Annotated in this window: 12 protein-coding genes; 4 read left to right on the top strand and 8 right to left on the bottom strand. The window is 71.1% G+C overall.

The window, feature by feature from the left end:
• Nucleotides 1-319: 319 nt before the first annotated feature.
• Entirely contained in the window at nt 320-790 is a 471-nt protein-coding gene (locus FYW95_RS11440) for a hypothetical protein (protein WP_160050330.1), read from the top strand.
• Between the two features lie 99 nt (nt 791-889).
• Nucleotides 890-1,597 (top strand): hypothetical protein, encoded by a 708-nt coding sequence (locus tag FYW95_RS11445; RefSeq protein ID WP_159944159.1) that lies wholly within the window; start codon nt 890-892, stop codon nt 1,595-1,597.
• A gap of 6 nt (nt 1,598-1,603) precedes the next feature.
• Here FYW95_RS11445 and FYW95_RS11450 read toward each other — a convergent pair whose 3' ends face one another.
• From FYW95_RS11450 to FYW95_RS11470, 5 genes are all read right to left on the bottom strand, one after another.
• Complete coding sequence (locus FYW95_RS11450; protein ID WP_236567942.1) at nt 1,604-2,794, bottom strand: sensor histidine kinase; 1,191 nt, start codon at nt 2,792-2,794, stop codon at nt 1,604-1,606.
• Between the two features lie 95 nt (nt 2,795-2,889).
• Nucleotides 2,890-3,729, bottom strand: coding sequence for an ABC transporter permease (locus FYW95_RS11455; RefSeq protein ID WP_159944158.1), 840 nt, complete (start codon nt 3,727-3,729; stop codon nt 2,890-2,892).
• Nucleotides 3,730-3,757: 28 nt separating this feature from the next.
• On the bottom strand, nt 3,758-4,753 hold the full coding sequence (locus tag FYW95_RS11460) for an ABC transporter ATP-binding protein (protein WP_160050331.1): 996 nt from the start codon (nt 4,751-4,753) through the stop codon (nt 3,758-3,760).
• Between the two features lie 92 nt (nt 4,754-4,845).
• Nucleotides 4,846-5,592 carry a DUF2470 domain-containing protein gene (locus FYW95_RS11465; protein ID WP_236567941.1) on the bottom strand — a complete coding sequence of 249 codons (747 nt, stop codon included), beginning with the start codon at nt 5,590-5,592 and terminating at the stop codon, nt 4,846-4,848.
• Nucleotides 5,593-5,740: 148 nt separating this feature from the next.
• Entirely contained in the window at nt 5,741-7,951 is a 2,211-nt protein-coding gene (locus FYW95_RS11470) for a (Fe-S)-binding protein (protein ID WP_160050332.1), read from the bottom strand.
• A 630-nt stretch (nt 7,952-8,581) separates the two neighbouring features.
• On the opposite strand from FYW95_RS11470, the gene FYW95_RS11475 reads away from it, so the two are divergent.
• The gene (locus FYW95_RS11475) at nt 8,582-8,971 is read left to right on the top strand and encodes a class I SAM-dependent methyltransferase (protein ID WP_370462982.1); all 390 of its coding nucleotides are present in this window, start codon (nt 8,582-8,584) and stop codon (nt 8,969-8,971) included.
• Between the two features lie 26 nt (nt 8,972-8,997).
• Here the strand turns inward: FYW95_RS11475 and FYW95_RS11480 are convergent, their stop codons facing one another.
• The 3 genes from FYW95_RS11480 to FYW95_RS11490 form a co-directional block, all read right to left on the bottom strand.
• Nucleotides 8,998-9,552, bottom strand: a complete 555-nt coding sequence (locus FYW95_RS11480; RefSeq protein ID WP_159945549.1) for a pentapeptide repeat-containing protein — start codon at nt 9,550-9,552, stop codon at nt 8,998-9,000.
• Nucleotides 9,553-9,690: 138 nt separating this feature from the next.
• A complete protein-coding gene (locus FYW95_RS11485; RefSeq protein WP_159945548.1) occupies nt 9,691-10,233 on the bottom strand; it encodes a class IV adenylate cyclase in 543 nt (180 codons plus the stop codon).
• A 139-nt stretch (nt 10,234-10,372) separates the two neighbouring features.
• Nucleotides 10,373-11,269: a hypothetical protein gene (locus FYW95_RS11490; RefSeq protein WP_159945547.1), complete on the bottom strand. Its 897-nt coding sequence runs from the start codon at nt 11,267-11,269 to the stop codon at nt 10,373-10,375.
• A 585-nt stretch (nt 11,270-11,854) separates the two neighbouring features.
• On the opposite strand from FYW95_RS11490, the gene FYW95_RS11495 reads away from it, so the two are divergent.
• The gene (locus FYW95_RS11495; RefSeq protein ID WP_159945546.1) at nt 11,855-12,310 is read left to right on the top strand and encodes a glycine-rich domain-containing protein; all 456 of its coding nucleotides are present in this window, start codon (nt 11,855-11,857) and stop codon (nt 12,308-12,310) included.
• The last annotated feature ends 32 nt before the right edge of the window (nt 12,311-12,342 follow it).

Here is a 12,342-nt window from a genome sequence, read left to right on the forward strand (position 1 = left end):
CGGGGGGCCCCCCCCCCGGGGCGCGGCCACCCCGGGACGGCCGGACGACGACGCACCAGCCGGAGCCGGTCCGGTGGGCGGGGTCCGCGGCGGTGACCCGAAAGCACCGCACGGGATCGGGGGCGCTCCCGCCGTGGCTAACCCGGGTGACCCCTCCACTGGTCCGCACGGGCCATGTGCGCGCCGGAGGCGTCGGCGTAACCTGGAGTCCCCATGCCGCGTGGGGCCGGTCTCGTCGCGCCCGGACCCCGCAGCAGTCCTGCCCGGCAGGAGCGGCACGCCCTTCCGCGACACCGTTGTCTCCGGGAGGTGAGCGCACGTGGACCGCGACGCGGACCCGCACCAGCTCGACCATCCCCTCCTCCACGACCACGTCGCACTGGACGAGATCGAACTCTACGCCGAGGTGCTCATCGCCGTGGCCGACGCCGACCGGCCGCTCAGCCCCGCCGAGATCGACCGGGTGCTGGGCGTCTCGCCCCGACCGGCCCGGCAGGGCGCCCGCGGCCCCGAGACCGGCCGCCCCCCGGGTCCCGAGCGGCCGCCCGGTCCGCCGGGGCCGACCGGGCCTCCCCCGCGCACCCCGGAGCGCGGCCCCGACCCGCGTCCGCCGGAGCCGCGCGAGGAGGAGCCCGGGACCCGGACGCTGCCCGACACCGGCCCGCTGTCCCCCCAGGCGCGCATCCTGCCGGAGGCGCCGCCGTTGGGCGACGTGCTCCCGGTCCCGCTCAGCGGTCCCTTCGCGGCGTGGCACCAGTGCGTTCCGCCGCTCACCGGCTGGCCGTCCTGATTCGGCCACCCTCTCCTGATCCGCGCGCCCTCTGACGGGGTATCGCCCCAAAGGGGCGCCTTCCGCGCCCCCGTGCGCACCGCCGTCCAGGAGAGGCACATGCAGTCACAGGTTCCGGACCGCCCGAAGCCCCGGGGTGCACACCCGCGACGCCCGCAGGAGCTCGACTCCGCCCCCAGGGTGACCCTGGCCGTCGCGCTCACGGTGACCTTCGTGTTCCTGTTGGTCACCGCGGCCGGTCTGGGCTGGCTCCTGTCCGCCGACGGCCCGGGCTCCGGCGCGTCGGAGGAGGCGAGCGGGGAGGGCGGGAACTCCGCCGCCCCCGAGACCCCGGGCGGGGACTCCCCCGCCTCGGAGGGCACCGTCGAGGACCCGGCGGCGGGGCTGTCCTACCAGCTGCCCGGAGAGGGCTGGCGTCGGCTCGGTGACGACGAGGTTCCCGCCGAGTACTCCTCCTACGCCGTGTACGGGTCCCCGGACGACCCCGAGGCCTTCCTCGTGACCGGCAGCACTGACCTGGGGCCGGTGGAGCCGCTGCCCGTGGCCGGGGCGCGCCTGGCCCTGGACTCGCTGGGCGGCCTGCTGTCCGACCCCGGTTCGCTGCGGGTGGGGCCCTCCGGCGCCACCGAGGTGGATGGGGCGTCCGCCTTCGGCGCGGCCCTGGAGGGCGGGGGTTCCTACGGGCGGTTCCTGCTGGTGGAGACGGGCGACCGCAGGGGCGGTTTCGTCGTGGGGCTCAACACGGGCGGCGGCGAGGAGGTCTCGACCGCCATCGACGGGGCCTTCGACACCGTGGGGCTGCTCTGAGCGGTTTCACAGGGGGATGACGGCCCGGAGCAGGAAGCCGCCGTCCCGGGTGCGGGTCGCCGACAGGTTCCCCCCACCCATGGAGACGCGTTCGGACAGCCCCGCCAGCCCGTTGCCGGAGGACTCCTTTCCGGCGCCGTTCCCGCGCACCCCGTCGTTGGACACCTCCACCACCAGGGTCCGCTGCCCGGAGGCGTCCAGGGTCGGGGTGAAGGCGATCCGGCACTCGCCGGCCTCGCTGTGCCGCAGCACGTTGGTGCCGCCCTCGCGCACCACCCACGCGGCCAGGGCCGCCGGTGCGGGGGCCGGGGCCAGGCCGTCGAGGCCGCTGACGGACACCCTGGTGCCGTTGGCGGCCAGGACCGCCCGGACCGCGTCGACCTCCCCTGCGAGGTCGATCTCACGGTAGCCGCTCACCGCCGACCGCACCTGCTGGAGCGCCTTGCGGGCGAGTTCGTGCACCTCGGTCATCTCCGCGGCGGCGCGCTCGGGCGCGCGCTCGGCCAGCCTGCTCGCCAGTTCGGCCTTGACCGCCAGGGCGGACAGGCTGTGGCCGAGCAGGTCGTGCATGTCCCGGGCGAAGCGCAGGCGCTCCTCGGTGACCGCCAGCTGGGCGCGCGCCGCCTGGCCGCGCACCGCGTCGTTGGTGATGTCCCACAGCCACAGGGAGGCCATGGTTCCGGAGGCCATGAGCAGAGCCCAGGCGACCGAGAGGACCCACATCACGAGGTGGACGGCCACGGGGGCGTCGGTGGGGTCGAGCGGGAGGAGCAGCCAGGGCAGGACCGCCAGTCCCAGCGAGACCGGGATCCCGAGCCGCCGCTTCGCCGTGAAGACGCCGACCGCCCACCACAGGGCGATGAGGAACATGCTGTACAGGGGCGTGTGGAGGGCGGCGGCGCCGGCGACCGTGAGGGCGAGCGAGGCCCAGTAGACCCGCGGGTCCGGATCGCGCCGCCCGTCCAGCCTGCCCTGGATCAGGAGGACGAGCAGCACGGCGAGAGGGATCGCGGCGGCCTGGGCCGCGACGAAGCGCCACGGGGCGGTGTCGGTTGCCACGGCCACCGCGTCGAACACGGGCAGGCCGAGGACCATGAGGAGGACCACCGACATCGATCCGAGGATGACGAGCCGGGCGATCCGCAGCTTGCGGTCGTTCCTGGCCTCCTCCGGGGGCGGGGTCCCGTTCTGCGCCAAGGGGGTCTCCTCGTGGGGGTGCGGCCGGTGTCGGGGCGGACCCAGTGTGCCGTTCCGGGGAGGCCGTCCGTCCTCCGGCCTCCCCGGTAGCCGCCTCAGGGCTGGCGGGGGTCCCACCGGAAGTACCGGCGGACCAGCAGCCCCATGACGGCGGTCCAGGCGAGCACCGCCCCGAGCGAGGGCAGCGCGGCGGCCCACAGGCCCGGGTAGCTCCTCTCCTCGGCCCCCGCGAAACCGGTGAAGACGTCGTGGCCGGTGTAGGCGGCCTGCACCAGCGTGCTGACGGACGTCGACGGGACCAGGGTCATGGCCTGGCGGGCGGCCTCGGGGAGGAACTCCAGGGGGATCACACCGCCCCCGGCGAACAGCAGGATCATCATCGGCACCATCACCGCCATCTGCGCGGCCTCCGCGTTGCGAACCAGGGGCGTGACGAGCAGGCCCATCAGGGAGTACATGACGCCGCTCAGGAGTACGGCCACGAGCAGCATGAGGGGGTCCCGCGGCAGGGCGCCGGAGGCGGCGAAGACCAGGGCGGCGACCAGGGCCGCGAGGGCCAGGGAGAACAGGATCACGATCGCGGTGACCGCGCCGAAGATCACCGCCTGGGGGACGCCGCTGACCCGGAGGCGCTTGAGGACCAGGGACTCGCGCCGGGCCGTGAAGACGTTGGAGGGGTGGCCCATGCCCAGGATGAGGGTGATGGTGCCGATGGAGGCGACCATGGTCATGTCGGCCATGCCGAAGCCGGGCAGGACCTCGTCGTTGGGCATCTGGAGGGTCACGACGGCCAGGAAGACCGGCAGTCCGAGGAACATCCAGGCGGTCTTGTACCGGACGAAGAGGGTGAACTCCGTCCGGGTCAGCCGCAGGAGCTGCTTCAGGGGGCTGATCGCGGGCCTGGTGCCCGCGGGCGCGGTGGTGGTCGTGCTCATGAGGGCTCCTGAGGAGGTGTGGGGGAGGTCAGTCCGAGAGGAGGTCCGAGGCGCCGTCCGCGACCCGGAGGAAGACGTCCTCCAGGGAGGCGCCGCGCACCTGGAGGTGCCGGAGGGTGGTCCCGTGCTCGGCGGCCCAGGCGATCAGGGCGGCGACCGCGTGGTGGGCCCGCTCGGCCACGTCCTCGCCCGTGGCCGTGTAGGTGGCCCACAGGGCGTGGTCGCGCGTCTGGACGCTCAGTTCGGCGCCGGGCAGGTCGGGCAGGTCGCCGGTGGGCACGTCCTCGGGGAGCTGAAAGCCGATCCGGTCGCCCCAGCCCGCCAGGACACCGGTCAGGGTGCCCTCGACCCGCACCTCGCCGCGGTGCATGATCGCCAGCCGGTCGGCGAGCCGCTCGGCCTCCTCCAGGTAGTGCGTGGTGAGCAGGATCGCCACGCCCTGCTCCTTGAGCTCGGTGATGATCCGCCAGGTCTCGTGCCGCGCCTCGGGGTCCATGCCGGTGGTGGGCTCGTCCAGGTACAGCACCTCGGGCCGGGTCAGCAGGGCCAGGGCCAGGTCCAGGCGGCGCTTCTGCCCGCCGGAGAGCTGGCGGACCGCGACCGGCCCCTTGTCGGACAGGCCGACCAGGTCCAGGACCTCGGCCGTGTCGCGGGGGTCGGTGGCCAGGCCGTGGGCGAGGTCCACGGTCTCGTCGACGGTGAGGTCGTCCAGCAGGCCGCTGCCCTGAAGGACGGCGTTGGTGCGCTCGCGGACCCCGGCGGGCTGGCCGTAGGGGTCCAGGCCGAAGACCCGGACGGTGCCCGAGCTGGGGCGGCGGAAGCCCTCCAGGGTCTCGATGGTGGTGGTCTTGCCCGCACCGTTGGTGCCCAGGAGGGCGAAGAGCTCGCCGGGGCGGATGTCGAAGGAGACCCCCCTGACCGCCTCGAAGTCGCCGTAGTGCTGGCGCAGGTCGCGGACCACCACCGCCGGTTCGGCGGTGTCGCGGCGTCCGGTGGGGGCCGGGGTGCTGGCTGTCGTCGTCATGCCCCCAGGCTCCCGTGCGGGGGCGCCCGCCGGCAGAGGGCGTTGTCACCGACCGGTGCTGGGAAACCTCCCGGCGGGCGCACTGACAAATGTCATCCCGGGTGGTGGCCCTGCGGGACGGGGTGGCCCGCCAGCCAGTGCACCTGGAGGGCGACCTCGTAGGGGGTGCGCGCCGGACGGGCGAAGGGAAGCCGCACGTCGTGGTGGCCCCGCTCGGTCTCGACCCGCAGCCGCAGGCCGAGGCGGTCCACGCCCAGCGGACGGGGGCGTCCCTCCGGGGCCTCCGGGACGGCGGCCAGGAGGTCCTCCAACAGGTCCGGGTGGTCCTCGTCGAGGTGGCGCAGCCAGGGGCCCTCCCAGCGGCAGAAGGGGTCGGGGCGGGCGGCGGCGAGTTCGGCCGGGCCGAGCACCCGGGCTCCGTCGGGGTCGGAGTGCACGGCCAGGGCCGTGCGCAGAACCACCATGGTCATGCCGTGGCCGATCCGCAGCAGCCGGTCGTCGGGGTCGGTGTCCACCAGCCGGGCCGCGCGGGCGCGCGCGTCGGCGTGTTCCAGGACCTCCAGGGTGCCGCTCACCCACAGCACCGCCCGGGCGCGGTCGCGCAGGCGCACCGGCGACAGGTCGGCGAACTCCGCCATCACCACGGGGTGCTCGTCCCGGGAGGCGGTCAGGGCGTGGCCGTCGGGCAGCAGCAGGCTCACGGACCCGTCGGCGTGCACGTGGCGCGGGGAGTCCTCCAGGTGCGCGGTCCCCGCTCCGCCGGACGGAGCCGCCACCGTCACGGGACCTCCCCGGGCCAGCGTGGAGCGGGCGCGGTCGGCGGCACAGGGCACGTTCACGGGAACCACCTCAGATCACTTTCGTTTAGGCAAGCCTAACCTAAACCCCTCTTCTCCGGAACCCCCCAGCGACGTGAAGGGGGCCGGGCCCCGACCCCTCGGTCGGTGCCCGGCCCCGGAAGCGCGTCCGCTACCCCCGTGTCCTCCGCTAACCCTGTGCGTCGGCGGTCTCGGCGGTCTCCTTGGGAGTCTCACCGCGGACCGAGCGCAGCAGCAGCTGGGAGACGTCCACGACCTCCAGCGACTCCTTGGCCTCGCCCTGCGACTTCTTCTCGTTGATCGCGTCGCCGAGCATGACCTGGCAGAACGGGCACGCGGTGGAGACGGTGTCGGGGTTGGTGGTCAGCGCCTCGTCCACCCGCTCGGTGTTGATGCGCTTGCCGATCCGCTCCTCCATCCACATGCGGGCACCGCCGGCGCCGCAGCAGAAGCCCCGCTCCTTGTGGCGGTGCATCTCCTGGGTCTTGACCCCGGGCACCTGCGCCATGATGTCGCGCGGCGGCGTGTACACCTTGTTGTGGCGGCCCAGGAAGCAGGGGTCGTGGTAGGTGATGTTCTCGTCCACGGAGCTGACCGGCGTGAGCCTGCCCTCGTCCACGAGCTTGGCCAGCAGCTGGCTGTGGTGGACCACCTCGTAGGTGCCGCCGAGCTGCGGGTACTCGTTGGCCAGGGTGTTGAAGCAGTGCGGGCAGCTGGCCACGATCTTGGTGACCCCGGCCTCGTTGAGCGTCTCCACGTTCTGCTGCGCGAGCATCTGGAAGACGTACTCCATGCCCAGGCGGCGGGCCGGGTCACCGGTGCAGGCCTCCATGCCGCCCAGAACCGCGAACTTGACGCCCGCGATGTCCAGCAGCTCGGCGATGGCCTTGGTGGTCTTCTTGGCGCGGTCCTCCAGGGCGCCGGCGCAGCCGACCCAGAACAGGTACTCGGTGTCCTCGGGCAGCTTGTCGTCGACGACCTGCACCTCGACCGGGTTCTCCTGGGAGGCCAGCTCCTCGATCCAGTCCATGCGCCGGTCCTCGGCCATGCCCCACGGGTTGGCCTTGTTCTCCAGGTTCTTCAGGAGCGTGTTGGCCTCGGACGGGAAGTTGGACTCGACCATCACCTGGTAGCGGCGCATGTCGAGGATGTGGTCGATGTGCTCGATGTCCACCGGGCACTGCTCGACGCAGGCGCCGCAGTTGGTGCAGGCCCACAGCTCGTCGGGGTGGATGACGCCGTTCTCCTCCTCGGTGCCGACCAGCGGCCGGTTGAGGAGGGCCAGGACGTCCACGCCCGCGTGGCTGTCGTCGGGCTTCTCGGCGAGGGTCTCCTCGGTGATCCCCTGGAGCAGGTAGGGGGCCTTCTCGTAGGCGTGCGCCTGGAGGTCGAGGATGACCTTCTTGGGCGAGAGCGGCTTGCCGGTGTTCCAGGCCGGGCACTGGGACTGGCAGCGACCGCACTCGGTGCAGGTGGTGAAGTCCAGCAGGCCCTTCCAGGTGAAGTCCTCCAGCTTGCCCGCGCCGAAGGGGTCCTCGTCGGGGTCGGCCTCCTCGAAGTCGAGGGGCTTGGTGCCGGACTTGTCCATCATCTGCTTGGCGGCGCCCAGCGTCGGGGAGCCGTCGGCGTTGCGCTTGAAGTAGATGTTGACCGGGGCCAGGAAGCGGTGCCAGCCGATGCCCATGGTGAGCACGCGGGCGATGACGACGAAGAACAGGTAGCTGATGATCAGCTTGAACGCGGCCACCAGGGCGATCGCGGGCTCGGCGATCGCGGGGTCGCCGGGCAGGATCGCGCCGAGGCCGCTGGAGATCGGGGTGGCCCACGCGGGGAACGGGAAGTCGCCCATCGCGGACTTGAAGCCGCGGATCACGAAGATCGAGATCAGCAGGCCCCACAGGTAGGCCTCGACGTAGTAGGCGGTCCAGTGCCGGGAGTTGGTGAACCGGGACTGGCGGCCCTTGCGCCTGGGGCCGTTGAGCAGCCGGTAGACGGTCAGGCCGACGATGCCGGCGAGGCTGGCCGCGGCGATGAACTCGATGGCCAGGCCGTAGAGGGTCCAGTCGTAGATCAGCGGCAGCTTGAAGTGCGGGTCGAAGACCTCGCCCTGGGCCTCGATGACCGTGAAGACCAGCAGCGGGAACGAGACCATCACGAACCAGTGGGCCACACCGATCCAGGGCCGCTTGAGCATCCGCCCGTGCCCGATGATCTCGATGAGCGTCATGGTCAGCCGCTGTCCGAACGGCCCCTTGCGCTCCGGCTCCACCGCACGGCCCACACCCACGGTTCGCACGATCTGGCGGATCGCCAGCCCGAACATGGTGAACGCGACCACGGCGAAGACCGAGGTGATGATGCCCAGAGTCAGGTACAGCATCGTCCGTGGCCTCCCATCCTGCTTCGTCGACCGGTGCGCCACACACCGGCGGTCCAAGTCTATGTTACTTGCGGGTAATAGCGCGGCCGCCCCGGAGGCCCGGCCATGGGGCCCTGCCCGAAACACCCTCGCCTCCGCCGCCGCGCGCCCCCGGGCCGCGGAACCCGGTCTGCGCGCCCCCGGCACCGGCCGGGGCTGGTGCGGCGGAACCGCACGGATGCGCCCGAACGAGGTTCGGCCACACTCCACGTCCTATATGTAGCGGACGGCGGTCACGGCACGACGCGACGGGGGTATCGGTGACTTCACCGTTTTCCCCTCCATACCAGGGTGCGGTATGCGCGGGGGTGGAACAACCACAGCACCGAACCTGTGGACGAGCGAGGAAAGAAGCCGTTTCCCCGCGGCCAAGGAAGAGGCCCCACCACGTTGATCTTGTACTTGTACCGAGGTTGGGTGCCCCAGCCTCGCTACAAGTACAAGATCACTTCGCATGAGACCGGCCGTACCAGGCCCTCGCGGTCAGCCCCCAAGCGAAGTCGGAGCGCCCTGCGCGCCCGTACCCTCCTTCAGCTTCAGCGCCTTGGTGCTCACGCGGAAGGTGAGCCACCCGGTAGAGGAGAAGGCGGGATGGCCGAGGTCGCGGTGCCGGGCGTCGCGTACGGCGTGACGGAGTTCCTGACCGGCACGGACCGGAAGTGGGACGCGGTCTACTCGGTGTGGGGCGCGCTGTGGTTCACCGACCCGGAGATACTGCTGCCCCTGGTCCGCGAACGGCTGGAACCCGGCGGCAGGCTGGCGTTCTCCCACGCCCCCGCCGTCCCCGGGACATACGGGGTGCAGGGCGTGTACGGAGGCGGGTTCACCGGACGCCGGGTGTGGGTGTACCGGTGGGCCTACGAACCACGAACGTGGGGGGAGATCCTGACCGGCCACGGATTCCGCAACGTTCGGGTGTGGGAGGAACCAGCCCCGGAGGCCGACCACGTGGGAACACTGATCGGCGTGGCTACTCGTTGAGAGCTGACAACCGCGCCTTTGGGCTCCTACAGCGGCACCTCGGCCACGGTCAGGTCCAGGTCGCGGACCATGACCTCACTGAGCTGACGCAACTGCATCGCGGTCACCTTGGCCCCGCGCAACGAGGCAAGCCCTGACAGTCCGGACAGGTCGCTCTCCCGCAGGTCGGCACCGACCAGGGAGGAGCCCTGGAGATCAACGCCGAAGGCGCAGTCGTCGAAGACGGCCTCCCGCAGGTCGCACCCCTCGAACACGGCCTCCCTGAACGAGCAGCCCACGAACGCCACGTCACTCACGGCCCGGACCTGGACCCAGGTGGCGTAGTCGAACTGGCAGCCCTCGAAGACCACGTCCCGGAGGGACACCCGCACCAGCGACACACCCATCAGCCTCGACGCGCGGAACCGGCACCGGTCGACGGTGACGTCCACCAGGCGGTGCGAGGACAGGTCCACCGACCGGAAATCGGTGTTGGCGACCCTTTCCTCCTCCAACGGGTTCGGGTGCGGCCACGAGGCCACCGGGGCCTCGTCGTCGCTGGGCAGGAGCACCTTAGCGCCCCGGATCCGGGCTGTCTGCACGGAACCCTCCCCGTTCTACTTGCTCCAGTTGTCCCAGGTGGAACGGTTGTCAAAGCACCCGCCACGATTCCATTGCTGCGGGTCCGCTGGTCGCAGCCGATGATGGCGGGAATCGGCGGACACACCACAGCCGCGGGTTCACTCCGTGTCGAAGCGCAGATCAGGAATGGTGGTCAGGTCGATGCCGTAGCGGGCGTAGACCTTGGTGGTGTTCTCCCCGGTCAGGTCCACCTCGGTGTAGCCCAGCAGGGCCGCCACGCGCACCACCTCGGCGTGGCTGTCGGCCTCGATCTCCAGGTAGGCGGGGATGCGCGGCCAGGTGTCGATCTCCACTTGGGCGCCGTCCAGGGTGAAACTGCGGCGGCGGTTCTCCTGGTAGGCCTTGGGCGTATAGCCGAGCTTGCCCAACAGGGCGTTGGCGGTGGCGAAGTCACCCACGGTGGTCTCGGTCTCGCGGGTGCCGCCGATGGCGTCGGAGTCGATCTCCTTGACCGTGAGGGTCACCTGGTTGCCGGTGTCGCGCAGGCGCACCCACCGGGAGGCGTCACCGGGTGCGATGTCGTAGACGTAGCGGCGCTGGAGCACCTCGCCCAGCTCCGTGCCGCCCTTGTCGAGAATGCGCCGGGCCACCTGGTCGACGTCGATGTCCAGGACCTTGGCCTCGTATTCGATCGCGCTCATGGCGTGGGGTTTCCTTCCGCGCTGCGTGCCGTTGTGGGAGAGGAAGCGGAGGTGGAGTGTGGGTTCGCCGCCGGTGAGGTGAAGCTCGGTGAGATCCATGCTCTGGCGCAACTGCCGCAGGGCGCGGCTTCCCCCTGCCTTAGCCCCTGGCCTCAACCGCCTCACGCAACGCTGCGGCTTCCGGATATCCCTCCAGATCCGAAACCAGGAAGCGCAAGCGGATCCGTGTGGTCTCCCGAATCCTTTCGGTCGGTACCGCCTCCAACAGGTGCCAGCCCAATCCAGTCGCACTCTCACCGTCCCGAGACGCCGCATGGGAGCGCGCCAGCACCGCTGTGGCCGCTGCCCACCCTGGAGACCCCACCCGCTTCAACGCCGCCGAGTTTTCCGCATGGCGGGCAGCTCCCGCAGGGTCGCTTCCCAACACCGCTTCGGCCAGATGCAGCTCGAATTCGGCGCGATCGAACCCGAACCGCCCGGACTCCTCGATCGCGGTGTCCATGTGCCGCCGTGCGGAAGTGACAGCCTGGGCGAGCCTGTCCCTGTCCCCGAGTGCCGCAAACGGACGCAGGCGGCACCACGCGGTGATCTGGGCTCGGCGTAGCGGTGTGTCAGCGTAGGCCGCGGCTTGGTCAGCGAGTTCGAGTGCCTCGATCGCCCGGTCCTGTCCCATGGTGACCATGGACTGTGCTCCCAGCGCCCACCCGGAGAGGTGGATGTCGCCCGCCTGCTCACCGAGCCGGGCGGCGGTACCGAGGTGGATAAGAGCCCCAGCCGTGTCGCCTGTGTGGTGGGCGAGGTTGCCGAGCAGAGCGGACAACCACCCGAGCACTCGGCGGATGTCCCTGCTGTCATGAGCCATCAGCAGAGACCGGCATCGGGCCACCTCCGAAGCGAGCACCTTGGGTGGGTAGTCGCTGTACCGCAGGTTGTAGAACTCCAGGGCATGTTCCGCCAGGTCCCTGACTCCCGCGCCGGGGCCGTTCAGGGCGATGCTGTCGGCGACGGCGGAGAGTTCGGGGTGCTCGGCGGGCATGTGATGCTCCTGTCGCGGCTGTGGTATGGGGTGACCGTACCAAGCAGGTGCACAGGCGGGGAGAGGAACACCCAGGCGCTCCGGAGACGCGCCGTACACCCGGGCCAAGGCGTGAACGTAGTCCAGTCCGGGCCGGGTGTGGCCGTGCTCCCAGCGGCACAGCATCGCCGTGGTCAATCCCGGGGGCGCGAGTCCGTCAGCCTGGTACACCTCCCGGACCGCGTCCACGACGTGGGGACGGGACCACCCGTAGGCGAGTCGCCATGCCTCCAGAGAGGTAACCGGCAAGGCACGCGTGATCTCAGCGACGATCGCGGGAACGGGTGCGCCGTGGCGTTGCCGGTCGGCGCGGATACGTGCGGCTTCACGGGCGAGTTGGGCGCGTGTGGCTCGGCTGACCTTCACGTCCATCTCCCAGAGGGGGTTGGGACAGGAGAACGTACCCGGCCGCGAGGGCGCGCAACATTGCCTGATGGGGTCAATAAGTGCTCACCACGCTGGCATTGATGCGCCCACCTGCTGGGACGTCTCCTGGAGTTACACCCCCGTGGGCGGATCCACAGGGGAGAGAGAGGAGAGCAGACCATGACGAGAGTCCTCGACACCCCGGCTGCCCCCACCGCGAACCGGAACCCGCGCGGGTTCGTGGAGCCGCAGGTGTGGGACCGGCAGATCACCCTGCTCACTCGCGACCACCCGTGGGACATGGTGATGGCGAACCGGTGCTTCGGTCAGGCGATCGCCTACCTGATCACCGCGATGGAGAAGTGGGAGCAGGGTCTGGAGATGGGGTGCGGACCGCTGGTGGACATCGCCGTGCACGGGTTCATCCTGGACACGGTGAACTACCGCGCCTTCTGCGCCAAGTGGTTCGACGGGAAGTTCCTGGAGCACGTCCCCGAGGTCACGTTCAAGTACGACGGCACGGTAGAGCGCACCGCCCGGATCATCGAGGCCAACGGCTTCGCGGTGGACTGGCCGCTGTGGGACCGTGACGCGATGCGGTGCAGCCCCTGCCACCCCGGAAGCAACTGTCACTGACCAGTGGCAGGGAGGGTCGGCGCCTACGGGCT

Source organism: Nocardiopsis sp. FR4, assembly GCF_009830945.1.
Classification (GTDB): domain Bacteria; phylum Actinomycetota; class Actinomycetes; order Streptosporangiales; family Streptosporangiaceae; genus Nocardiopsis.